Annotated in this window: 17 protein-coding genes; 11 read left to right on the plus strand and 6 right to left on the minus strand. The window is 69.5% G+C overall.

Features of this window, described 5'->3' with window-relative positions; genetic code table 11:
- The first annotated feature begins 42 nt into the window (after window positions 1-42).
- From ABDW31_RS13790 to ABDW31_RS13800, 3 genes are all read left to right on the plus strand, one after another.
- On the plus strand, window positions 43-882 hold the full coding sequence (locus ABDW31_RS13790) for a metallophosphoesterase (RefSeq protein ID WP_343699004.1): 840 nt from the start codon (window positions 43-45) through the stop codon (window positions 880-882).
- Window positions 882-2,162, plus strand: coding sequence for an MFS transporter (locus tag ABDW31_RS13795; protein WP_343699005.1), 1,281 nt, complete (start codon window positions 882-884; stop codon window positions 2,160-2,162). The genes ABDW31_RS13790 and ABDW31_RS13795 overlap by 1 nt, the downstream gene beginning before the upstream one ends.
- A gap of 105 nt (window positions 2,163-2,267) precedes the next feature.
- A complete protein-coding gene (locus ABDW31_RS13800; RefSeq protein ID WP_343699006.1) occupies window positions 2,268-4,541 on the plus strand; it encodes a TonB-dependent receptor in 2,274 nt (757 codons plus the stop codon).
- Here ABDW31_RS13800 and ABDW31_RS13805 read toward each other — a convergent pair.
- The 4 genes from ABDW31_RS13805 to pcaB are packed head-to-tail and all read right to left on the minus strand — an operon-like array spanning window position 4,538 to window position 11,078.
- Window positions 4,538-6,832, minus strand: coding sequence for an NADP-dependent malic enzyme (locus tag ABDW31_RS13805; RefSeq protein ID WP_343699007.1), 2,295 nt, complete (start codon window positions 6,830-6,832; stop codon window positions 4,538-4,540). The two genes, ABDW31_RS13800 and ABDW31_RS13805, sit on opposite strands and share 4 nt — an antisense overlap.
- 11 nt (window positions 6,833-6,843) lie before the next feature.
- A complete protein-coding gene (locus tag ABDW31_RS13810; RefSeq protein ID WP_343699008.1) occupies window positions 6,844-8,325 on the minus strand; it encodes a porin in 1,482 nt (493 codons plus the stop codon).
- Complete coding sequence (locus ABDW31_RS13815; RefSeq protein ID WP_343699009.1) at window positions 8,322-9,671, minus strand: cation:dicarboxylase symporter family transporter; 1,350 nt, start codon at window positions 9,669-9,671, stop codon at window positions 8,322-8,324. The genes ABDW31_RS13810 and ABDW31_RS13815 overlap by 4 nt, the downstream gene beginning before the upstream one ends.
- A gap of 54 nt (window positions 9,672-9,725) precedes the next feature.
- Window positions 9,726-11,078, minus strand: coding sequence for a 3-carboxy-cis,cis-muconate cycloisomerase (gene pcaB, locus ABDW31_RS13820; RefSeq protein ID WP_343699010.1), 1,353 nt, complete (start codon window positions 11,076-11,078; stop codon window positions 9,726-9,728).
- A gap of 96 nt (window positions 11,079-11,174) precedes the next feature.
- Between pcaB and ABDW31_RS13825 the strand changes: the two genes are divergently transcribed.
- Window positions 11,175-11,945 (plus strand): GntR family transcriptional regulator, encoded by a 771-nt coding sequence (locus ABDW31_RS13825; RefSeq protein ID WP_343699011.1) that lies wholly within the window; start codon window positions 11,175-11,177, stop codon window positions 11,943-11,945.
- Between the two features lie 43 nt (window positions 11,946-11,988).
- Here ABDW31_RS13825 and ABDW31_RS13830 read toward each other — a convergent pair whose 3' ends face one another.
- Together ABDW31_RS13830 and mhpT are read right to left on the minus strand one after the other, a co-directional pair.
- Window positions 11,989-12,942 carry an ornithine cyclodeaminase family protein gene (locus tag ABDW31_RS13830; protein WP_343699012.1) on the minus strand — a complete coding sequence of 318 codons (954 nt, stop codon included), beginning with the start codon at window positions 12,940-12,942 and terminating at the stop codon, window positions 11,989-11,991.
- A gap of 33 nt (window positions 12,943-12,975) precedes the next feature.
- Window positions 12,976-14,190, minus strand: a complete 1,215-nt coding sequence (gene mhpT, locus ABDW31_RS13835) for a 3-(3-hydroxy-phenyl)propionate transporter MhpT (RefSeq protein WP_343699013.1) — start codon at window positions 14,188-14,190, stop codon at window positions 12,976-12,978.
- Window positions 14,191-14,349: 159 nt separating this feature from the next.
- Between mhpT and ABDW31_RS13840 the strand changes: the two genes are divergently transcribed.
- The 7 genes from ABDW31_RS13840 (at window position 14,350) to ABDW31_RS13870 (ending at window position 23,923) form a co-directional block, all read left to right on the plus strand.
- Window positions 14,350-16,014, plus strand: coding sequence for a hypothetical protein (locus ABDW31_RS13840; RefSeq protein WP_343699014.1), 1,665 nt, complete (start codon window positions 14,350-14,352; stop codon window positions 16,012-16,014).
- Window positions 16,015-16,019: 5 nt separating this feature from the next.
- Window positions 16,020-17,450: a CapA family protein gene (locus tag ABDW31_RS13845; protein WP_343699015.1), complete on the plus strand. Its 1,431-nt coding sequence runs from the start codon at window positions 16,020-16,022 to the stop codon at window positions 17,448-17,450.
- A gap of 9 nt (window positions 17,451-17,459) precedes the next feature.
- On the plus strand, window positions 17,460-19,103 hold the full coding sequence (locus ABDW31_RS13850) for a hypothetical protein (RefSeq protein WP_343699016.1): 1,644 nt from the start codon (window positions 17,460-17,462) through the stop codon (window positions 19,101-19,103).
- A gap of 8 nt (window positions 19,104-19,111) precedes the next feature.
- Window positions 19,112-20,806: a hypothetical protein gene (locus ABDW31_RS13855; protein ID WP_343699017.1), complete on the plus strand. Its 1,695-nt coding sequence runs from the start codon at window positions 19,112-19,114 to the stop codon at window positions 20,804-20,806.
- A gap of 12 nt (window positions 20,807-20,818) precedes the next feature.
- On the plus strand, window positions 20,819-22,243 hold the full coding sequence (locus ABDW31_RS13860) for a CapA family protein (protein ID WP_343699018.1): 1,425 nt from the start codon (window positions 20,819-20,821) through the stop codon (window positions 22,241-22,243).
- A gap of 85 nt (window positions 22,244-22,328) precedes the next feature.
- On the plus strand, window positions 22,329-22,841 hold the full coding sequence (locus tag ABDW31_RS13865; protein ID WP_343699019.1) for a sigma-70 family RNA polymerase sigma factor: 513 nt from the start codon (window positions 22,329-22,331) through the stop codon (window positions 22,839-22,841).
- The gene (locus ABDW31_RS13870; RefSeq protein ID WP_343699020.1) at window positions 22,838-23,923 is read left to right on the plus strand and encodes a FecR domain-containing protein; all 1,086 of its coding nucleotides are present in this window, start codon (window positions 22,838-22,840) and stop codon (window positions 23,921-23,923) included. The genes ABDW31_RS13865 and ABDW31_RS13870 overlap by 4 nt, the downstream gene beginning before the upstream one ends.
- Window positions 23,924-23,960 lie beyond the last annotated feature (37 nt).

Below are 23,960 nucleotides of genomic sequence, written 5' to 3' on the forward strand. Positions count from 1 at the left end.
CGGCGGACGATCCGGCGTCCGCGTCGTCCCCGCCGCCTTGCCATGCGCCTCGCCCTGATCTCCGACACCCATCTTGCGCCCGTCGCGGCGGCCTTCAACGCCAACGTCGAGGCGGCGATCGACTGGATCGAGGCCTGGGCGCCCGACGCGGTGATCCACCTGGGCGACGTCACCGCCGACGGAGCCGAGGATCCCGCCCAGTTCGAGCATGCGCGTCGCGTGCTCTCGCGCCTGTCGGCCCCGTTGCACTGCCTGCCCGGCAATCACGACGTTGGCGACTGCCCGCCGGCGGGCGGCGCCAAGGAGCCGGCGTTCTCGCCGCGCCGCCTGGCCCAGTTTCGTGGCGCGTTGGGCGCGGACCAGTGGTGGTTCGCCCGCGACGGCTGGACCCTGATCGGCCTCAACAGCCAGCTGTTCGCGAGCGGCGACCCGGAAGAGGGCCTGCAGGCCGAATGGCTCGAGAACGAGCTGGCCGCCGCCCGCGGCCCGGTCGCGCTCTTCCTGCACAAGCCCTTGGCCCTGGATCATCCGGACGCCACGCCCGACCATCCCCGTTTTGCCCCGCCCGGGCCGCGGCGGCGCCTGACGCACCTGCTGGAAGGACGCCAGGCCCTGGTGGTCAGCGGTCACGTCCACCAGCATCGCCGCCGGCGGATCGTCGGCGCCGACCACCTGTGGGCGCCGTCCACGGCCTTCCTGATCCCCGACAGCATCCAGCCGCGCCTGGGCGACAAGCGCGTGGGCCTGCTGACCTTGGAGCTGGCGCCCGACGGCGCCTGGCGCGCCGAGATGGTCACCCCGCGCGCCATGATCCCTCACGACGTTCTCGATCACCCGGAGGTCTATCCGCAGGTGGCCGATCTGCCCCGGAGTTCGATGTGATGGCCGCCCCGATCCGCCCCGCCTACGCCGTCTACGGCCTCGTCGTCCTGATCGTGGCCTATGTGCTGGCCTTCATCGACCGACAGGTGCTGAACCTGCTGGTCGAGCCGTTGAAGCGCGACCTGGGTCTTTCCGACCTGCAGGTCAGCCTGCTGCAAGGCCCGGCCTTTGGTTTCTGTCTGGCCCTGGCCGGCCTGCCGATCGGGAGACTGGTCGACACCCGGCGCCGGGTGAGCGTGCTCTGTATCGGCGTGGCGATCTGGAGCCTGATGGCGGCCGGCTGCGGCCTGGCGCCGGGCTATGCGATGCTGCTGGCCTGCCGGATCGGCGTCGGGGCAGGGGAGGCGACCATGGCGCCCAGCGCCTATTCGCTGATCGGCGACTGGTTTTCACCTAGGCGCCAAGGTGTCGCGGCCGGCTTCTACAGCATGGGCGCCTATGTCGGCGGCGGCCTGGCCTTGATCCTGGGCGGAGCGCTCTTGAAGCATCTGCCGGCCAGTCAGGCGTTGCCGGCCTGGCGCCTGGCCTTCCTGGCGACGGCCGCGGCCGGGATCCCGGTGGCGCTGTGGGTCGCCGCCTTGCGCGAGCCGCCGCGCCGCGAGGCTGAACCGACCAAGACCGCACCGTCCTGGCGCCAGGCGCGGGCCTGGTTCGCCGGCGCGGGCGGGAAGGGCGCCTTGGCGGTCAACGCCGCCGTCACCTTCGCGGCCATGGCCAGCTATTCGATCTCGGCCTGGACGCCCAGCGCCCTGATCCGGACCTTCCACCTGGCGCCGCACGCGGTGGGTCTGGGGGTCGGGCTGACGGTGATCACCGCCGGCGTGGCCGGCAGCCTCAGCGCGGGCTTCGTCGGTGACGCCTTGCGCGCCCGCGGCCTGCGAGACGGGCGGCTCTGGACGCTTGGCCTGGCGGCTCTGCTGGCGATCCCGTTGGCGGCCAGCGCCACGCGCGCGGCCTCGCCGGACCTGACCTTTATACTGCTGTGGCCGCTGATCTTCCTGGTGACCATGGCCGTGGGCAGCGGTCCGGCCAGTCTGCAGGAGATCACGCCCGCCCGGATGCGCGGCCTGCAGCACGCCCTGGCCGTCCTGGCGGTCAACCTGATCGGCCTTGGCCTGGGGCCGCCCATCGTGGCGGCGATCACCGACATCGTTTTTCGCCAAGAGGCCAGGGTCGGCCAGGCCCTGGCCTTGGCCGCGCCGGTGATGCTGGCCCTGTCGGCGACCTGCGCGCTGTTCGGTCGCGCCGCCTATCGCCGGGCGTTGCCGGCGGACGTCTGAGCCCTGCGTTGCGCGTCGCGCAACGCCCGTTCGAACCTCAGCGCTTAGGCGCGCCCGAGGGGCGAAGTATCGCAAGGCCGTCGCTTTCAGACGCTCGGGGATCCCATGTTCAGACTGCTCGCCACGACCAACGCCTTCGCTCTGCTCGCCGCCGCCGCTCACGCTCAAGACGCCGCCCAACTGGACGAGGTCGTCGTCGTCGGCAGCCGCGCGCCGGCCCGCCTGGCCACGGACTCGCCCGCGCCGGTCGACGTGATCTCGGCCGAAACCCTGGCCGCCCAGGGCTTTGACGACGTCAACCGCGCGCTGGCCTTCATCGCCCCGTCTTTCAACTTCCCGCGCGGCGCCACCGGCCCCTCGGCCGCCAACACCCGCGCCGCCAGCCTGCGGGGCCTGGCCCCCGACCAGGTGTTGGTGCTGGTCAACGGCAAGCGCTGGCACGGCTCGTCGGTCATCAACTTCAACAACGTCTTTGGCCGCGGCTCGGTCCCGACCGACCTGGGCGCCATCCCGATGTCGGCGGTCGCCCGCATCGAGATCCTGCGTGATGGCGCCGCGGCCCAGTACGGCTCGGACGCCATTGCCGGGGTGATCAACATCGTCCTGCGCACCGACCGGGGCGGTCATGCCGCGGTGCAGGCGGGGCGCACCGAGAAAGGCGACGGCGGCACGCTCACCGCCTCGCTGGGCTATGGCTTGGCCCTGGGCGAGCGCGGCCGCCTGAACCTCAATGCCGAGATCCGCAGCCGCAACAGCACCAACCGCGCGGCGATCGACAGCCGCTATGGCCGCCTGACCACCGAACAGGGCGATCCAGACTCGCTGGACGTGGGCCTGGCCGCCGATGGCCAATACGACCTTGGGAGCGGGGTCACGCTGTACGGCGACCTCGTCTATGACCGCCGCCGCTCGACCAGTCCGGCCCAGTACCGCGCCCCGACCATCGCGCCGGCCGTCTATCCCGAAGGCTTCGTGCCGCACATCCGGCTGGACATGGACGACGCCGGCGGCGCGATCGGCCTGCGCGGCGCCTGGCGCGGCTGGTCGTGGGATCTCAGCGACGCGCCCGGCTACAACCAGGCCCGCTTCCACGTCCACGACACCACCAACACCTCGCTGGGGACGACCAGCCCCTCAAGCTTCGACGCCGGCGCGACGCGCTACGTCCAGAACGTCCTGGATTTTACCGCCTCGCGGCCCCTGGCGCTGGCGGCGGGCGGCAACCTGGCCGTGGGCGTCGAGCATCGCTGGGAGGGTTTTCGCATCACGAGCGGGGAGCCGGGCTCATATAGCGGCGCGGGCGCCCAGGGCTTCCCGGGCTTCAATCCGCCAACGCCGGTCGACGCCGACCGAGGCGCGGTGGCGGCCTTCGTGGACGCTGAGCTGAAGCCGGTCCAGAGCCTGACCCTGGCCGCCGCCGCTCGCTACGAACACTACAGCGATTTCGGGGACGCCACGTCCGGCAAGATCAGCGCCTTGTGGCGGCCGGTCCCGGTCCTGGCCGTGCGCGGCACGGTCTCGACCGGCTTTCGCGCCCCGTCGCTGCAGCAGCGGTTCTTCTCGACGGTGACCAGCCAGTCCAGCAATGGCGTACTGGTCAATATCGGCACCTTCGCGGTCGACGATCCGGTCTCTCGCGCCCTGGGCTCCTCGCCGCTGAAGCCCGAGACGTCGCGCAACCTCAGCGCCGGCCTGGTGTTGACGCCGTTGCCGGGCCTGTCGTTCACCGCCGACGCCTTCCGCATCAAGATCCAAGACCGGATCGCGCTCAGCGAGACCCTGAGCGGAACGGCCGTGACCGCCGTCCTCAAGGCCGCGGGCGTCACCAACGCCAGCCAGGCGCGCTTCTTCACCAACGCCGCCGATACGACGACGCGCGGCTATGAGCTGACCGCCAACTGGCGCGGTCAGCTGGGGACCGAGGGGCGCTTGGACGTCACCGCCGGCTATACCCAGACCGACACCGACCTGGATCATCTGAACGCCAATCCGGTGCTGCCCAGCCTGCCGCTGCTGGCCACCTCGTCGATCGACCTGATCGCCGACGCCCTGCCGCGCAACAAGGCCACCCTGACGGCGCGCGGCGACTGGCGGGCCTGGAGCGCGGGGCTGAACCTCGCGCGCTTTGGCAGCTTCCGCGCCGTGCAGGTGCTCAGCGAGCAGGTGTTCGGCCCTGTCACCACGGTGGACCTGACCCTGGACTATGCGATCAGCCCGCGCCTGAAGGTCGGCGTCTCGGTGCTGAACCTGGGCGATGCCTATCCGGACAAGATCGCCGAGCGCGCCCTGACCCAGGGCGGCGGGATCCAGTATCCGGAAGTCGGCGGGCTGGGGACGAACGGCCGTGAATACGTACTGCGGCTGTCGTCGCGCTTCTAGACGGCGCCCTGGCGCGCGGCGGCCTGGTTCACCGCCAGGGCGGTCAGGTTGACGATGCCGCGCGCCGTGACGCCAGGGACCAGGGCCTGGACCGGCTTGCTCATGCCCAGCAGTAGCGGGCCGACCAGCAGGGCCTCGGTGGCGGCCGTCAGCAGGGTCAGGCCGATATTGGCCGCGTCCAGGGTGGGCATGACCAGCAGGTTGGCCGACCCGTTCAGCGGGCTGTCGGTCGTCAGGCGCTCGCGCAGGGCCTGGGAGAGGGCGGCGTCGGCGTGCATCTCGCCATCGACCTCCAGATCGGGGGCGCGCTCACGCACCAGGGCCAGGGCCTCGCGCATCTTGCGGGCGGTGGGCGAGTCGCTGGCCCCGAACGAGGAGTGCGACAGCAAGGCCGCCTTGGGCGTCAGCCCAAAGCGCCGGACGGCCTCGGCCGCTAGCTGGGTGCATTCGGCGATCTGCGCGGCGGTCGGGTCGACATTGACGTGGGTGTCGCAGAAAAACAGCGTGCCGTTGCCCAGGATCAGCGCCGACAGGGCATAGACGCGGCTGACCTCCGGGCGGCGCGGGATGATCGGCAGGACGTACTGCATGTGCCGCCACCAGTCGCCCGTTCCGCCCACCAGGGCCGCGTCCACCTGGCCGGTCTGCAGCAACATCGCGGCGGCCACCGTGCGACGGGTTTCCACATGGCGCTGGGCGGCGGCGGGCGGCACGCCGCGACGGCCGACCAGACCCTGATACTGGCCAACGATCGGCTCGAACACCTCACGGTCGGCCTGCGGGTCGAGGATCTCCACGGCGCCGTCCAGGTCAAGGCGCAGGCCCATTTGAGCGACCTTGGCCTTGATGGCGTCGCGGCGGCCGATCAGGACCGGCGCGGCCAGGCCGTCGTCGACCACGGTCTGCACGGCGCGCAGCACCCGCTCGTCCTCGCCCTCGGCATAGGCCACGCGGACGGGGGCGACCTGGGTCGCCTTGCGGGCGCGCTCGAACACCGGCCGCATCAGCTGGCCCGAGCGGTAGACGAACAGCTCCAGCTCCTGGCGATAGGCGTCGAAGTCGTCGATCGGCCGGGTGGCGACCCCTGAGTCCATGGCCGCGCGGGCCACGGCCGGGGCGATCTGCAGGATCAGGCGCGGATCGAACGGTTTGGGGATGATGTACTGGGGGCCGAACATCGGGGCGACGCCGCCATAGGCGCTGGCCACCACTTCGGAGGCCTCGGCCCGGGCCAGCTCGGCGATCGCCTCGACGGCCGCCACCTTCATCGCCTCGTTGATCTCGCTGGCGCCGACGTCCAGCGCGCCCCGGAAGATGAAGGGGAAGCAGAGGACGTTGTTGACCTGGTTGGCGTAGTCGCTGCGGCCGGTGGCCATGATGGCGTCGGGGCGCGCGGCCTGCACCAACTCGGGCAGGATCTCCGGCTCGGGATTGGCCATGGCCAGGATCAGTGGGTGCGGCGCCAGCAGCGGCAGCCATTCCTGCTTGAAGACGCGCGGGGCCGAGAGGCCCAGGAAGATGTCGGCGCCGGGCAGCACGTCGGGCAGGGTGCGCGCGTCGGTCGGCCGGGCGTAGCGGGCCATGTTCTCGGGCATGTCCGGGTCGCGGCCGGCGTGGACCACGCCCTTGATGTCGGTGAGGGTGACGTTCGAGGCGGGCAGGCCCATCGAGACCAGCAGGTCCACGCAGGCCAGGGCCGCGGCGCCCGCGCCCGAAGTGACCAGCTTGACGTCCTTGAGGGTCTTGCCCTGGACCACCAGGGCGTTGCGGACGGCCGCGGCGCAGACGATGGCGGTGCCGTGCTGGTCGTCATGGAAGACCGGGATGTTCATCCGCTCGCGCAGGGCGCGCTCGATGACGAAGCACTCGGGGGCCTTGATGTCCTCCAGATTGATGCCGCCGAAGGTGGGCTCCAGGGCCGCCACGACCTCGATGAAGCGGTCGGGATCCTTGGCGTCGACCTCGATGTCGAAGACGTCGATGCCGGCGAACTTCTTGAAGAGGACGGCCTTGCCTTCCATCACCGGCTTGGAGGCCAGCGGGCCGATGTCGCCCAGGCCCAGGACGGCGGTGCCGTTGGAGATCACGGCCACCAGGTTGCCGCGGGCGGTGTAGTCGCGGGCGAGGTCGGGATCGGCGGCGATGGCTTCGCAGGGGGCGGCGACGCCGGGCGAATAGGCCAGGCCCAGGTCGCGCTGGGTGGCCATGCGCTTAGTGGCCTCGATCGCCAATTTCCCGGGCCGCGGCAGCCGGTGGTAATCCAGGGCGGCTTTACGGAAATCCTCGTCCATCTGGGGCTTCCTCAGTAGGTCAGGCGCATGGAGGCGGCCAGGGTCTGGCCGTCGTCCGGGCCGATGATGGATCCGGAAGCGTTGTCGGTGCGCCAGGCGCTGTAGGATCCGGCCAGCTTGACGTTGGGCGTCAGATACCAGTTGAGCCCGACCGTCACGGCCGACCCCGCGCCGCCGACGCCGGCCAGGCCGACATTCTCGAACAGGGCCGCATGCTCGTAGCGTCCCACCAGTTCGACCGCCCCTGGGCCGCCGGCGTTGAAGGCCTTGCTGACGGTCTGGCGGCCCCAGATGCCGGTTCGCGCCGCATAGGCGATGTGCTCGCCGGTCAGGAACCAGCCGGCGCTCAAGGCATAGGCGTCGATCTGCGGATGTGTGCTGGCGGCGTTGATCTCCCGATGGCCATACTCGGCGATCGCCCAGGTCGGACCCAGGCTTTCGGCCAGCTCGACGCCATAGGCGGCGCTGCTGCTGGGGCCCGATACCGTACCCGAACGGATCTGCAGCGCGTCGGCGAAATGGCCGCCGATATAGATGTTGCGCGAGGCGCTGGTCGTCCCCGAGGAAATGTCCTCCAGATAGCCCCAGGCGCCCAGATGGATCAGGCCGCGTGGCGTCGACAGGGGCGTCCAGTGAACACGGGTGGACACCAGGGCCGTGTCGTTGGCCGCGCCCAGCTCGTTGATGTCGTTGCCGCTGGCCTCCAGCCCGATATGCCAGCCCCGGCCAAGATAGCGGGCGCGAACGCCCATGCCGTAGTAACCGGCCTGGGGCTGGGTGGCGGCGGCCACGGCGTTGCGCTCCAGAAAGTGGATGTCGTTGATCGCCGTGGAGCCTTCCATGGTGCGTTCGGTCACGCGATTGCCGACCGAGAGCTCCAGGTTGTCGCCCCCCACCGGCTGGGTCCAGGCGACGAAGACGTTCTTCACCGAGGTCTTGTTGTCGGTGAAGGCCACCTCCACCAGATAGCTCAGCGGGCCGCCCAGCCGGCCGTCGAAGCCGAGCATGAAGTCGCGCCCCTCCGTGCCGGTCAGGTTGCGGCTGTCCAGCTTCGAGCCGGAGGTGGTCGAGGCGTCCAGGAACAGTCTCAGCCGCGGATGGAAGGTGAAGCTGCCGTCGGCGCTGGAAAACTCCGGGCCGCCCCGCGCCCAGTCGATCCGCGACTGCTTGGCCTGGACCTGCTCGACCTTGGCCAGGCGCGTGGCCAGTTCGCTGGTGACGGGCGTTGGCGCCGGCGCGGCCAGGGCGGGGACTGCCGGCGGGGCGACCTGGGCCTGCGACGAGGCTGCTGGCTTGGTGGTCGCCTCCAGGGCGTTCAGCCGCGCCTCCAGACGGGCGATCTGCTCGGCCTGTCGACGCACGAGCGCCTCCAGATCGGCTTGCTGAGCGTGCGTGGGGGCCGCGCTCAGGGCGCAGAGGGCCGACGAGGCCAGCATAACGCTCAGCCTCGTGACCCGCCGGCTCGCGCGCGAACCGGCCAGGCGATGGATCATCCGGCCTCGAAAGCCTCGTTGACGGCGCGCTCGGCGCCCTTGGGGTCGCGGTTGGCGCGCTCGGCCAAGACAGGGTCGAACTCCCCGCAGAGCTTGGCGGTGACGACGGTGGCCACGCAGTTGCCGATGACGTTGCAGGTCGAGACCGCGATCGACATGAACCGGTAGACGCCGAAGATCAGGGCCAGGCCTTCGATCGGCAGGAAGCCCGAGGCCGTCACGGTGGCGGCGAAGACCACGAAGGTGCCGCCCGAGACCGTCGCCGCGCCCTTGGAGGTGAGCAGCATGATCACCATCAGCGCGGCCAGCTGACCAAGGCTCAAGGGGATGTGGTAGGCGTGGCTGAGGAAGACCACCCCCATGCCCATGAAGATCGAGGTGCCGTCGAGGTTGAAGGCGTAGCCGGTGGGCAGGACCAGGCCCGTGGTCTGGCGCGAAGCGCCATAGCCGGGGAGCTTGGCCAGGAGCTTGGGCAGCACGCTTTCGGAGGAGGCCGTGCCCAGCACCACCACCAGCTCGCTCTTGATGTAGCGCAGCAGGCCCAGAAGGTTGATGCGGAAGATCAGGCAGACCCCGCCCAGCACCAGGGCGATGAAGGCGCAGATGGCCAGGTAGAAGGCGATCACCAGCCAGCCCAGCGAAACGAGCACGGCCGTGCCATTGGCGCCCACGGCATAGGCCACCGCGCCGAAGGTGCCGATCGGCGCCAGCTTCATGATCAGGTTGATGAACTCGAAGAAGGCGTCGGAGATGTAATGCAGGCCCGCCTCGATCGGCTCGCGCCGGCTGGCCTTCAGGCTCAGCAGCCCCGCGCCGAAGATCACGGCGATCACCAACACCTGCAGCAACTCGCCCTTGGCGAAGGCGCCGATGAAGTTGTCGGGGAAGACGTTGAGGAAGAACGCGCCCAGGCTGGTGTGCGACTCCGCGGCCTTGTGGGCGGCGTCGGCCGCGCCCTTCGCGGCGTTGGCCGAGGCGGTGAGCGAGCCCAGCCCCTTGCCCACGCCCGACAGGTAGGCCGCGCCCAACCCGAAGACGATGGCGATCGTCGAGACGATCTCGAAATAGACCAGGGCGGTCAGGCCCACCTTGCCCACGCGCTTGAAGTCGCCGGCCGCCGCGATGCCCATGACCACGGTCAGGAACACCAGCGGCGCGACCGCCGTCTTGATCAGGCGCAGGAAGATGTCGCCCAGGATCTTCAGCGAGGCCCCAAATTCGGGCCAGAGCATGCCGACCAGCGCGCCCAGAACCATGCTGGCCGCCACCTGGAAGCCAAGGCCCCGCCAGAACGGCTTGGCGCCGACGCCCGGGGTCTGGGACGTGTCCGCTGCCTTATTCGCCACTTGTCATACTCCCTTGTGGATGACGCTCTTGTCGGCGCTTGAACTGGATGAGGATCAGGCGTGGCCGCGATCGCCGATGACACGGTCGGTCATCGGCCCGGACAGGCCCAGATAATTGGTGGGATCGCAGGCCTGGTCGATGGCTTGCGCCCCGCCCAGGGCCTTGACGAGCTCGGCGTCGCGCTTGAGGACCTCGGCCAGAGGCTCGCCATCCTCGATCGCCGTGCGGCAGGCCGCATAGACCACGTCGTGGGCGTGCTGGCGGCCCAGAACGGGCGCGGCCGCCATCATCACCGCCTCGGCGACGATCAGACCGTGCGTGATGCCCAGGTTGGCGAGCATGCGCGCTTCGTGGACGACCAGTCCGTCGAGCATGAACCGCGCATTGGCCAGGGCCGAGGCGGTCAGGATGAAGCTTTCCGGGACGGCCAGCCATTCCAGGTGCCAGGGGCCGGTGGCGCGCTCGAAGTCGTGGACCATGCCGTCCAGCATGGTCGCCACATGTTGGCGCACGGCCTTGGCCGAGGCCAGGATCAGTTCGCAGGAAATCGGGTTGCGCTTCTGCGGCATGGTCGAGGAGGCGCCGCGGCCCGGCGCGAACGGCTCGGAGACCTCGCCGAACTCGGTGGCCATCATCAGCATGACGTCGGTGGCGATCTTGGCCAGCGAGCCGGTCAGCAGGCCAAGGAACGTCACCGTCTCGGCGATGCCGTCGCGGGCCACGTGCCAGGTGATCGGCGGCTGGCCAAGATCCAGCTGGCGGCAGTATTCGGCCTGCATCTCCAGGCCGCCCTCGCCGATCGAGGCCAGGGTGCCGGCCGCGCCCGAGAACTCCCCAAAGAGGACCCGCTTGCGAAGTTCAGCCAGGCGCTCGGCGTGACGATCCAGGCTCGAGAGCCAGACGGCGACCTTGTAGCCGAAGGTGACGGGCAGGGCCTGTTGCAGGTGGGTGCGGCCGGCCATGGGGGTGTCGCGATAGCGGCGGGCGAGCTTGGCCAGGATGACCCGCAGCGCCTCGATGTCGGCGTCGACCAGCTCCAGGGCGGCGCGGATCTGCAGGACGTTGGCGGTGTCCATGATGTCCTGGGTGGTGGCCCCCCAGTGGACATAGCCGCCCGCCTCGCCGGCCGCCTCCGACAGCTGGTGGACCAGCGGCAGGATCGGATAGCCGACGTTCTCGGTCTCGTGGCGCAGGCGCTCGTAGTCGATCTGGATGGTCTTGGCGGCCTTGTCGATCGCCTCGGCCGCTGCGGCGGGCACCACGCCCACGACCGCCTGGGCCCGGGCCAGGGCCGCCTCGGCTTCCAGATAGCGCCCGACCAGCGCCTCGTCCGCGAAGAGCGCCCGCATGGCGGCCGTGCCGAACATGTCGCGGAAAAGCAGCGAGTCGAAAACGGTGCTGGCCATCGGGCGCTCCCTAAAATTTGTACGGGACAAAACATTTGTCTGATACAAATGTCAAGCGCGCTAGCTTGGCGCGCCGACACGCATTAAGCCGAGACCATGAGCAGCAAGCCGGTGAAGAGGTACGCGGCCGTCGCCAAGCGCCTGGCCGAGGAGATCGCCGCGGGGGTCTACCCGGTGGGCGGCAATCTGCCCAACGAGCCGGCCCTGGCCGAGTCGCTGGGCGTCAGCCGCACGACGCTGCGCGCGGCCCTGGTCGAGCTGCAGGAACTGGGCATCGTCAGCCGCCGGCCCAACCGCGGCACGCGGGTGGAGTCGGCCAAGCCCGTCGAGGGGCGGGCCCACTATGTCCAGGCCATCGGCTCGATCGAGTCGCTGCTGCACTACGCCAGCAGCACCCAGCGCCTGGTCCAGTCGATCGAGCTGGTGGTCATCGACGAGGAGGCGGCCAAGCTCTTCGACGTCGCGCCGGGCAGCCGATGGCTTCGCGTGGCGCAACTGCGCCGCGATCCCGACAAGCCCAAGGCTCCGCCGGCCTGCTGGACGGACGTCTATGTCCGCGCCGACTTCGCCGAGACCATCCAGGCCCGGCCGATCGGCGAGCTGGGCGCGATCATCGAACTGATCGAGGAGGCCGCCGGCCGGCGTGTCGTGGAGATCGAGCAGGCCTTGCGGGCCACCGGAGTGCCGGCCTGTCACGCCCAGGCCCTCTTGGCCCTGGTCGACGACCACGCCCTGGAGGTGACCCGCAAATACTATTTCGCGGCCGGCGAGCTGGTGGAGTTCAGTGTCAGCCTCTATCCGGCCGACCGCTTCACCTCCGTCACCCGGCTGGTGCGCTCCGACCTGGGCGATCTGCGTCCAGCCTGAGGGCGCGCGCGCCGGGCGTGCGTCCTCCGATGGTCGGCGCCCCTCAGTCCGACGGCGCCGACAGCCGCTGCAACAGCGCCGCGGCCGCCAGATCCTGCACGATATGGCCCAGGGACTTGTAGACCGTGACCTCGTCGGGCGAGCCGCGCCCTGCGACGCTGCCGGCCAGCACCTGGCCGATCTCGCCGGCGATGTGGTCCTCGTCGATCCGACCCGAGGCCTTGGCGCGCAGGAACTCGGCCCCCTGGGCCAGCACGCCGGCCCGGCTGTCGACGATGAAGCGCGACATGGCCACCAGGTCCTCGTCGGCTTCGGCCGGGCCGGCCACACTGGAACCGACCAGGTTCACGTGCGCCCCGGGCGAAACCCACTGTCCCATCAGGACCGGCTCGGCGGCGTTGGTGCAGGCGCAGATCACGTCGGCGTCCTGGACCGCGGTCTTGGCTTCAGCGCAGGGGGTGATGATCAGGCCTGTCCGCGCCGTCATCCGCTCGGCGAAGGCGGCGGCGCGGTCAAGATTGCGGCCCCAGATCCGCACGTCCTGGATCGAGCGCACCTGGATCATGGCCAGAACGTGCTGCTCGGCCTGCTCGCCATAGCCCAGCACGGCCAACCGGCACACCCCGCGCCGGGCCAGGGCGTCGGTGGCCACGGCGCTGGCGGCGGCTGTGCGGATGGCGGTGATGGATCCGGCGTCGACGACGCAGGTCGGCGCGCCGCTGACCGGGTCGAACAAGACAACCACGCCCTGGTGGGAAGGTTTGCCGGCCGCGAAGTTCTCGGGCCAGACGCTGACCAACTTGGCGCCGAATACGCCGTCGGGGGCCAAAGCGCCGGACATGATCCCGAACATGTGGCCATCGACCAGCGGGATGACCGAGCGCAGCAACTGCCGGGTCTGCCCGGTCGACAGGGCGATCATCGCCGCGCGGACAAGCGGGATGCAGGCGGCGTGGGTCAGCTGGGCGCGGACGGTTTCGGCGTCGATCAGTTTCACGGCGTGGATCTCTTTAAGGCAGAAAGGCCGACGTCACGACGCCTCTGGCCTACGCACGAAGGTCAGGCCAACGGCGGCCAGCCCCGCCAGCACCGCGCAGGGCATGGCGGAGATCAGCACGGCGGCGGGCGTCAGGTTCAAGGCCAGCAATTGTCCGGCGACCAACGGGCCGGCGATGCCGCCCAGACGTCCGAACGATACGGCCGCGCCGACGCCGGTAGCCCGAACCAGGGTGGGATAGTAGGCCGGCGCCAGGGTGTAGAGCACCAGTTGGCCGCCGATCGCGAAGAAGCCGACGACCACGCCGACGGCGGCGACGGTGGCGAAGCCTTGAGCCGCCCCCAGGCCCCAGAGACCGGCGGCGATGGCGATATAGGTGACGACCAGCACCGGGCGCAGGCGGCCGCGGTCGGTGATCATGGCCAGGATCACGCAGCCCAGGATCGCCCCGGCGTTCTCGATGGCCGAGATCATCCCGGCCTGTTGCGGCGTGAAGCCCTTGGCCACCATCAGCGTCGGCAGCCAGTTGTTCATCAGATAGACCACGACCTGGGTGAAGCCATAGGCGACCCACAACAAAAGGGTCATGAGCGTGCGGCCCTCGCCGAACAGGGCCAAGGCGGCGGACGGGGGCCGGGGCGCCTCGGTGGTCTGGCGGGCGCGCTGGAAGGTCTCGGACTCGGGCAGGGCGAAGATCAGCACCGGCAGCAGCAGCAGGGGCGCGATCCCGCCAATGTAGAAGATGTGGGTCCAGTCCAGGTCGCGGGCCTGGCTGGCCACGAACAGCCCCAGCGACATGCCGCCCATGGGCTGGCCGGCGAACATCAGGCCCACGCCCGTCGCGCGCCGGTCAGGACGCGAGGCCTCCGCGGCGATCGCGATAAGGTTGGGAAAGGCCGCGCCGATGCCCAGTCCCGCCAGGCAGCGCACGACGGCGAACGCGGGCAGATCACCTGCATGGGCGGTCAGGACGGAGAACAGGCCCAGCACCACGAAGGCCCCGATCATCACCCGCTTGCGCCCAATCCTGTCGCCAAGCCGGCCGCCGAGCGCCGCCCCGACCATCAGGCCCAGGACGGTGGCGGTCAGAATGTAGGAGACCTGGGCCGGATTGAAGTGGAACGCCTTGGCGACCGACGGAGCCGCCAGCCCCATCGAGACAATGTCGGCCCCTTCGACCAGGGCCGCCAGAAAGCAGATGATGATGGTCGACGCGCCGCTTCGGCGGCCGGCGGTGTCGGCGCTCATGATCTCTCCCCCTAAGCCCTCGTAACCTAATACGCGGACGCCCGAATGATCCGCATGCGGCGCTCGCGCGTCGGGTTTTTCCGGGCCGAACGTATTACCCGATGACAGGTCCAGCCATGCGCCAGGACCTCACCTGGGGGTCTGAGTATGGCAAAGAGGATGGCCGCGGCGAGCGTGGCGATGGCCCTGCTGGCGGGGGCAGGGGGAGCCTGGGCGAGGCCCGCCGCGGCGCCGGCCCCGCGACTGGAGGCGACGATCGCGCCGGGCAGGATCAGCAAGGCGCAGAACCGGGGCGAGGTTCGGGTCAGCGTCACCGCCCAGGCCGTCGACATCGCCGCCGGCCAGACCGTCTTCAACCTGGCCACCGCCGTCCCGGGCGCGGGGCGTGCGCAGCCGATCGAGGACCTGATCGCCACCGACGCGGCCGGCCTCGTGCCGCTGGTCGCGACCCCCGGCAAGGGCTGGACCTCGAACCGGGCCGTGAAGGGCGAGCTGACCGTCCGCTATCGCCTGCCGCTGGAGAACGTGCCGCCGGTCGCCGGCGGGCCGCCGATCAATCTGCGCATCGACGGCGATGGCCTCTCGGCCGAGGGCGTGGCGCTGATCGCTCAGCCCAACCTCAAGGGCGACTATCGCGTGGCCCTGAAATGGGACCTGTCGGGCATGGCCCCTGGCGCGGCCGGCGTTTCCAGCTGGGGTGACGGCGACGTCGAGCTGCCGGCCGGCCCGGCCAATCGCCTGGGCCACATCGTGTTGATGGCCGGGACGATCAAGCGCACCGACCACGGACCCTTCTCGGCGGTCTGGACCGGCCAGCCGCCGTTCGATCCGGTTGCCGCCATGGCCTGGACGGCCAAGCTGCACAGCTGGATGAGCGGCTTCTTCCAGGACAAGACTGAGCCGCCGTATCGGGTGTTCATGCGCTACAACCCGATGAACGCCGGGGGCGGGGCGGCCTATCCGCACTCGTTCCTGATCACCTGGGGCAAGGACGTCGACGGCGACAGCATCAAGTCGATCCTGGGCCACGAGATGACCCACACCTGGACGGCGTCCGACATCGGCAAGTGGTACAGCGAGGGCAACGCGGTCTTCTACCAGGAACTTCTGCCCTGGCGTGCCGGGTTGATGAGCACCGATGCGTATCTGGCCGGGATCAACGAAACCGCCAGTCGCTACTACACCAACCTGCTGAACGACACGCCCGAGGATCAGGTCGTGCCGCGCTTCTGGGAGGACACCCGCATCCGCGTGCTGCCCTACGACCGGGGCGCGATGTACTTCGCGGTGCTGAACGGCAAGATCAAGCGCGCCAGCGGCGGCAAACGCTCGATGGACGACCTGATCCTGGCGATGATCAATCGCGAGCGCGCGGGCCAGCCGATCACCGAGGCCATCTGGCTGGACATGTTGCGCAAGGAGATCGGCCAGGACGGTCCGTCCGTCCACCAGGCGATGATGTCGGGCAAGCTGATCGTGCCGGAGTCCGGCGACTTCGGGCCTTGCTTCCGTCGGGTGACCAAGAAGATCCGCCGCTTCGACCTGGGCTTTGATCCCAGTGCGATCGTCTCGCCCGACAAGATCATCAAGGGTCTGAAGCCTGGCGGGGAGGCGGCTAAGGCGGGCCTGCGCGACGGCGACAAGATCGCCTACGGCGTGGCCATGGACGCGGTGCAGGGCGACGTGACCCGCACCCTGACCTACCAGGTCACCCGCGAGGGCAAGACCTTCTCGCTGACCTACCTGCCACGCGGGGAAGCGGTGGACGCCTATCAGTGGGAGCGCATTGCGGGCGTTCCCGAAGCCGCCTGCAAGAGCTGGTGAGCGCCATGACCAAGACCTGTCTTCTCGCCGCCCTGCTGGCCACCTCGCTCCTGTCGAGGGCGGCCCTGGCGCAGGACGCCCCACAGCTCCCGGCTCGGCCCTCGAACGCGCCGCAGGACTTCCTGCGCACGTCGCCCAAGCCGGCCAGCATCAAGGGGCCGTTCACCCTGGTGGCCCTGGGCGAGCAGCTCTATTCGCACCCGGTCGCTGAGCGGCCTGATCCGCAGATGCAGAAGGTCTTCGCCCTGGCGCGCAGCGGCGACGTCGCCATCGCCAATCGCGAGGGGATGTTCTTCGATCTGTCGACCTTCAAGGGTCAGGGCTATGGCAGCGGCATGCTGTGGGGCGAAGCGTCGCTGGGCAAGGACGCCAAGGCCTTGGGCATCGACATGCTGACCATGGCCAACAACCATTCCACCGACTGGGGCTGGGAAGGGCTGCTGGAGAGCCAGCGCCTGCTGGACGAGGCCGGCGTGGTCCACGCCGGCGGCGGCGCAACCCTGGCCCAGGCGCGCCACGCGGCCGTCTTCGACACGCCCAAGGGCAAGGTGGCCCTGGTTGGAACCGCGTCGAGCTTCCGGGCCAACGCCGGGGCCAACGACCGCCTCGGCGATGTGCCCTCGCGGCCCGGGATCAGCACCCTGCGCCTGCGCAAGATCAACTTGGTCACCGCCGACCAGCTGGACAAGGTCCGCCTCCTGGCTGTCCAGCTAGCCTCGCCCAACAAGCCCGCGCCCGAGCCGGGGGCGAATGAGATCACCCTGGGCGAGGAGATCTACCGCCTGGCCGACAAGCCGGGCCTGACCTACGAGATGGACCTCTACGACCACGCGGGCCTGCTGAAGGCCGTGCGCGACGGCAAGGACCAGTCCGATCTCCTGGCCTTCACCATCCACGCCCACGAGAGCCCCACCGGTTTCGACGACGACGACCCCAATCCGCCGGATTTCCTGATCCGCCTGGCCCACGACACGATCGACGCCGGGGCCGACGTCTTCCTGGGGCACGGCCAGCACTCGATGCGCGGCATCGAGATCTACAAGGGCCGGCCGATCTTCTACGGCCTGGGCGCCTTCTTCATCCGCGGCGAAATCAAGGGACTGCAGGAGAGCGCCCTGAAGGTGTTCCCCGACGCCACCGGCCATGCGCCGCCCCCGCCGCCCCCTGAGCGCTCGGTGCGGGCCGGCGGCAACCCGGCCAGCTGGTACGATGGCATGGTCGCCACGGTCGACTATGACGCCAAGGGCAAGGCGACGGCGGTGAAGATCTATCCGCTGGACCTGGGCAACACCTATGAGCCGATGCGCCGGGGCATGCCCTATTTCGCCGACCCGGCCAACGCCCAGCGCATCCTGGCCAACCTGCAGACATTCTCCGCCCCGTTTGGCACGAAGATCGAGATCCAGGGCTCGGTCGGCGTCATCCGCATCCCGTAGAGGCAAAGGATGAAACCTCTCCTCCTGGCCGGGCTCGCCGCGGGCGTGCTGGCTTGCGGGCCGGCCGTCGCCGAGCCGTTGCTGACGCTGCGGGTCAAGCCGACCGACCTGGACGTTCCGCACGGCAAGGCGGTGTTGGACGTGTCGCTGACCCTGGCCGGCGCGGCGATCCCGGCCGGCGCGCCCGTGCTGGTCCACACCAAAAGCGGCCCGGCCGTGCGCCTGCCGTTCCAGGTTCTGGACCTGGCCGCCTCGGATGACCGGGGGGCGCTGGCCCTGGTCTCCAAGGACGGCGGCCGGACCTATGTCGCCGACCGCGATGTCGTCGGCACGCTCAAGGCGTCCTACCGCCGGCCGATCGACGCGGCCGCCGGCGGCTCGATCTCGACAATTCCGACCGTGGACGGACCTGGCGTGTCGGGCATCGCCAACATGCTGTTCGCGCTGCCCAGCGCCGCGAGCGCCTATCATGTGAAGCTCGACTGGGACCTGTCGGCCTTTCCCGCCGGCTCCGAGGTCCTGACCAGCCTTGGGGACGGCGAGCATCTGGACATCCCGTCCGTGTCGGCCGAGCGCCTGTCCTTCACCATGCTGATGGTCGGCAAGATCCAGCGCGAGCCGAACCCGGCCACGGGGGCCTTCACGGCGGTCTGGACCGGCCAGCCCAGCTTCGACCTGCGCGGGGCCATGCGGTGGGCCGGCAAGCTGCACGGCCATATGAGCCAGTTCTTCCAGGACGATCGTAAGCTGCCCTACCACGTCTTCGTACGGGCTCATGCGCGCACGACCGGCACCGCCGTGCCGATGGCCTTCACGCTGGGCTACAACACCGAGACCACGCCCGAAAACGTCGAGCACCTGCTGGGTCACGAGATGACCCACACCTGGACCGCCAACGACCTGGACAAGTGGTACACCGAGGGGAACGCGGTCTACTACCAGACCCTGCTGCCCTGGCGCTTTGGCATGATGTCGGCGCAGCAGCGGCTGGAAGACCTCAACCAGACCGCCGCGCGCTACTACACCAACGACATGATCGGCCGGCCCGACAGCGAGATCCTGCCCAAGTTCTGGTCGGACGTCCGTTACAACGTGCTGCCCTACGACCGGGGCGCGATCTATTTCGCGGTGCTGAACGGCAAGGTCCTTCGCGCCTCGCGCGGCAAGCGCTCAGTCGACGATCTGATCCGGCGGATGGTGCTGCTGGCTCGCGATGGCCAGACGCTCACCGAGCAGACCTGGATCGGCCTCCTGCAAAAGGAGCTCGGCGAGGAGGGACCCGCGATCCACAAGGCGATGATGTCGGGCCAGACCCTGGTTCCGGACTCCGACGCCTACGGCCCGTGCTTTCGCCGCGTGGCGGTGAAGATCCCGCGTTTCGACGTCGGCTTCGGTCCGCCGGGCGTCAATCCGCCCGCCGTCGTCGCCGACCTGCGTGCCGACTCCAACGCCGCCAAGGCCGGGCTGAAGGACGGCGACAAGCTGCAATACCTGCCCGGCTCCACCGCCGCCCAGCGCGACCCCAAGGCGCTCGAGCACGTGCGGGTCACGCGCGGCGACCAGACCTTCGAGGTCAGCTTCCTGCCGCGCGGCGAGTTGCGCGACGCCTATCAGTGGGAGCGCACCGCCGTTCCCGAAAGCGCCTGCAAGTGAGGGGGATCATGAAACTCCAACCCAAGGTCCGCCGTCGCGCGGCCGCCACCCTGGCCGGGCTCGCCGTCGGTTTCGCCGTCGCCACGCCAGCCTTGTCCTCTTCAGCTCGAGCCGAACCGTTGTTCAAGCTGCAGGTCAAGCCCTCCCAACTGGACCCCGCCAAGGGGACGGTGATGCTGGACGTCGTCACCACGGTCGAGGGGGTGAAGGTTCCGGCGGGCCAGACCCTGCTGACCCACCTGAGCGGCGCACCGGGCGTCAAGGGCCCGTTCCGGGTCGAAGACCTGACGGCGAGCGATGATCACGGCGCGGTGCCGCTGGTCGATGGCCCCAAGGGCGGGCCGCGGGCCTGGGCCTCGACCCGCGACGTCGAGGGCAAGCTGGTCTTTCGCTACCGCCGGCCGATCGACAACGCCGTCGGCGGGGCGCTGACCACCATTCCCCATGTCGACGGGCCTGGCGTGTTCGGCATCGCCAACATGCTGTTCGTCCTGCCGCCGCAGACGCCGGCGCGCTACCATTTCGTGCTGGACTGGGACCTGTCGGCCATGCCCGCCGGCTCGACCGCCGTCACCGCGCTGGGGGAGGGCAAGGTCGACATCGCCGCGATGCCGCTGACCCGGCTGACCTTCGCGATGATGATGGCCGGCCAGATCAAGCGCGATCCCGATCCGCCGCAGGGCGCGTTCAGCGCCGTCTGGACGGGATCTCCGGCTTTCGACGTCAAGGCGACCATGGGGTGGGCGTCCAAGCTGCACGTCTACATGAGCAAGTTCTTCGCCGACCCCAAGGAGCTACCCTACCACGTCTTCATGCGTGACAATCCCAGTGGCAACGGCGTCGCCGCGCCGATGGCCTTCGCGATCGGCTACAATGCCGACACCACGCCTCAGGGCGTCCAGTACCTGCTGGGTCACGAGATGACCCACACCTGGACCGCCGCCGACATCGGCAAGTGGTATAGCGAGGGCAACGCCTCCTACTACCAGACCCAGCTGCCCTGGCGGGCGGGTCTCTTTCCGATTGAAAAACGCCTGGCCGACATCAATCTGACGGCCTCGCGCTACTACACCAACGACGTGATGCACGCGCCCGACAGCGAGGTGCTGCCGAAATTCTGGTCGGACCTGCGCTACAACGTGCTGCCCTACGATCGGGGCGCCATCTACTTTGCGGTGTTGAACGGCAAGATCCGGCGCGCCTCGGGCGGCAAGCGCTCGGTCGACGACCTTATCCGCGCGATGGTCCAGCTGGACCGCGAGGGCAAGACGATCACCGAGCAGACCTGGATCGACCTGCTGCAAAACGAGCTCGGCGACGAAGGGCCGGCGCTGCACAAGGCGGTGATGAGCGGCGAGGCGACCTTGATCCCGGAGTCCGACGACTACGGTCCGTGCTTCCGTCGCGTGTCGGTGAAGATCGCGCGCTTCGACTTCGGCTTTGGTCCTGAGGAGCTCGCCCGCCGCGGCGTGGTCGAGAACCTGCGTCCCGACAGCAACGCCGCCAAGGCCGGCCTGAAGGAGGGCGACAAGATCAGCTTCCAGATGAGCACCGACGGCATCCTGCGCGACCCGAACATGATGGTGACCCTGCATGTGACGCGCGGCCAGGAGACCTTCGACGTCACCTACCTGCCGCGCGGCGAGTTGCGCGACGCCTATCAGTGGGAGCGCACCGACGTTCCCGAGAGCGCCTGTCGGTAAGGGGAGGGGACGATGACCAAGTTCTCCCGCCGTTTCGCGCTGGCCCTGCTCGGCTCGACCGCCGCCTGCGGCCCTGTTCTGGCCCAGGCCAAGTTGTCGAACGAGCCCCAGGACTATCTGAAAGCGCCGGCGCGCCCGTCGTCGATCAAGGGGCCGTTCAGCCTGGTGGCCATCGGCGACCTGCTGAACTCGCGCCCCACCGCCGACAATCCCGACCCGCAGTACCAGAAGGCGCTGGCCATCGTGCGCGGCGGCGACGTGGCGATCGGCAACCGCGAGGGCGTGATCCTCGACCTGCCGAGCTTCAAGGGCCAGCCCTACGGTCCCGGCCAGATGTACGGCGAGGCGTCTCTGGCCGGCGACATGAAGGCCATGGGCGTCGATATGGTCTCGATGGCCAACAACCATTCCACCGACTGGGGATGGGAGGGCCTGATCGAGGCCGGGCGGCTGCTGGATGGCGTCGGCATCGTCCACGCCGGCAGCGGCATGACCCTGGCCGACGCCCGCAAGGCCGGGATCATGGCCACGCCCAAGGGCAAGGTGGCCCTGGTCTCCGCCGCCTCGACCTTCAAGGTCAACGCCGGGGCCAACGACGCCTTTGCCGAGGGCGTGCCGGCCCGGCCGGGGATCAGCGTCCTGCGGCTGCGCAAGGTCAACCTGGTCAACGCCGAGCAGATGGCCGCCGTCCGGGCCCTGGCGAGCGAGCGCGCCTCACCGCTGGCGCCGGCTCCCAAGCCCGACGCTCGCGACGTCAGCTTCGGCGACCAGATCTATCGCCTGGTCCCCGGCTCGGGTCCGCGCATCGCCTACGAGATGGAGCTCTACGACCAGGCCGCCCTGTTGCGAGCGGTGCGTGAGGCCAAGGCCGCCGCCGATCTGGTGGTGTTCACCATCCATGCTCACGAGAGCCCGACCGGCCTGGACGACGATACGCCCGCGCCGCCGGACTTCCTGCTGACCCTGTTCCATCAGTGCGTCGACGCCGGGGCCGACGTGATCCTCGGCGGCGGGCCGCACGCGCTACGCGGCATCGAGATCTACAAGGGCAAGCCGGTGCTCTACGGCATGGGCCTGTTCATGCTGAAGGCCCAGATCAAAGCCGCGCAGGAGACCGCCTTTCGGATGTGGCCCGACATCGACGGCGGCCCGCCAAAGCCCAAGCCAGGCGCCGCCGCCTCGGACGGCGGCACGCCGCCGCGTTGGCTGGAAGGCGTGATCGCGGTGGTGGATTACGACGCGCGCGGCCGCGAAAAGCAGATCCGGCTCTATCCGATCGATCTGACCGGCGGCGGCGAGCGGGCGTTGCGCGGCCTGCCGCGGCTGGCGCAGGGCCAGACCGCCACGCGGATCCTGGAGCAGCTACAAACGGACTCGGCTTCGTTCGGGACGCAGATCAGGATCCTGGACGGGATGGGGTTGATCCAAATTCGGTAGGTCTGCGACGACGCGGCATGTGGAAGCGGCGGAGACGTGCGTACTAACTGGCGAGAGCCTTGTCTTCCCGCCGGAGTCCCTTTCATTGCAGCCCCATGCCGAGGACGTCGCCAACGCCATGAGCCAACGCTTTCGGCCGGCGTTGATGGCGTTCTTCCTGCGTCGGATCCACAACCACTCCGAGGCTGAGGACATGACCCAGGACGTGCTGATGCGGGTGGCCGAGCGAGGCTCGGCCATCGACGCATCTCGCCCGGATGCCTACGTTTTCCAGATCGCGGCGAATCTGCTCCGCGACCGGGGCCGACGGATGAAGGTGAGAGCGGTCTATCAGCAGGGGCTGGGCGCCGAAGAGGCGACGCGGATCGAGGAGCTGGATCCCGACCGTGTCCTGCAGGGACGACAGTCCCTGGCCACGGTCGTCAACGCCTTGCGCGAGATGCCCGAGCGCACGCGCACCATCTTCATCCTTTACCGACTGGAGAACATGAAGCAGCGCGAGATCGCCGACATGCTCGGGATTTCGGTGCGTACGGTCGAGCAGCACGTCATCCGCGCTAGCGCCTGGCTACGCGAAAGACTAGGAGGCCAGCAGTGAGCGCCTTCTCGTCTCCCGTGACCGATCCTGCGGTCGAGGCCGCCACCGTCTGGGCCATGCGCCTGGCCGACAGCGAACTCACGCCCGAGCAGCAGGCGGCGTTCGACGCGTGGCTGGACGCCGATCCCCGCCATGGCCAGCTGTTGGAAGAGATCATGGGCGCCTGGCGGTCGGTCGACCGCTACGCCAGCGCCGAGCCGATGACGGCCTTGCGCGAACAGGCCCTGGCGTCCGCCCGTCGCAGTATGCGGCGGGGCGGTGGCCATCCGATCTATAATCGCCGGACCATCGGGGCGTTGATCGCCGCCTCGCTGGTCCTGATGGCGGGCGGGGCTGGCCTGTGGGCCTGGCAGACGCCGCGCAGCTATGAAACCGGCGTGGGCGAGCGCCGGGTCGTGGCCCTGAAGGACGGCTCCAAGATCTCGCTGGACGCCGACACCGTGGTGCAGGTGCGCTACACCGGCGACAAGCGCCGCTTGTGGCTGGCGCGCGGCCGGGCCAAGTTCGAGGTCGCCAAGGATGCGCTGCGGCCGTTCTCGGTCACCGCCGCCGACAAGATGGTGGTGGCCACCGGCACCCAGTTCAGCGTCGAGCTGATCAACGCCCAGGTCCGCGTGGTGCTGTACGAGGGCCGTGTCGCGGTGCTCAAGCGCGACGTCCAGAACGCCCAGCCCGACGCCGCGCGCGAGACGCCGGTCGAGGTCGGCGGCGCGCCGGCCGAACGCCTGCTGGTCCCGGGCCGCGAATTGGTGATGCCTGAACGCTCGCCGGCCCAGCTGTCGACCCAGGCCGCGATGCTGGAACCCGCCGATCCAGAGCGCTCGCTGTCCTGGGAAGGCGGCCTCCTGGTCTTCAACGACGAGCCGCTGGACCTCGTCGTGCAGCGCATGAACCGCTACGCCGTCAAGCCCCTGTCGGTGGGGAATGCGACGACGGGACGCTTGAGGATCTCCGGCGTGTTCCGGGCGGGCGACACGGAGTCCCTCGTGCAGGGACTGGCCCTGGGTTTCGGCGTCCAAGCGCGCAGTTCGGCTGACGGAATAGCGCTCTTCGCGGGCGCCGCCCAGGCAAGGCCGGGCTAGGCGCTCGCCTTGGCTAGGCTCGTGCGCGGGGGCGCCG

Origin of the sequence: Caulobacter sp., from assembly GCF_039596335.1 — a bacterium.
In the GTDB taxonomy this organism is placed as follows: Bacteria; Pseudomonadota; Alphaproteobacteria; order Caulobacterales; family Caulobacteraceae; genus Caulobacter.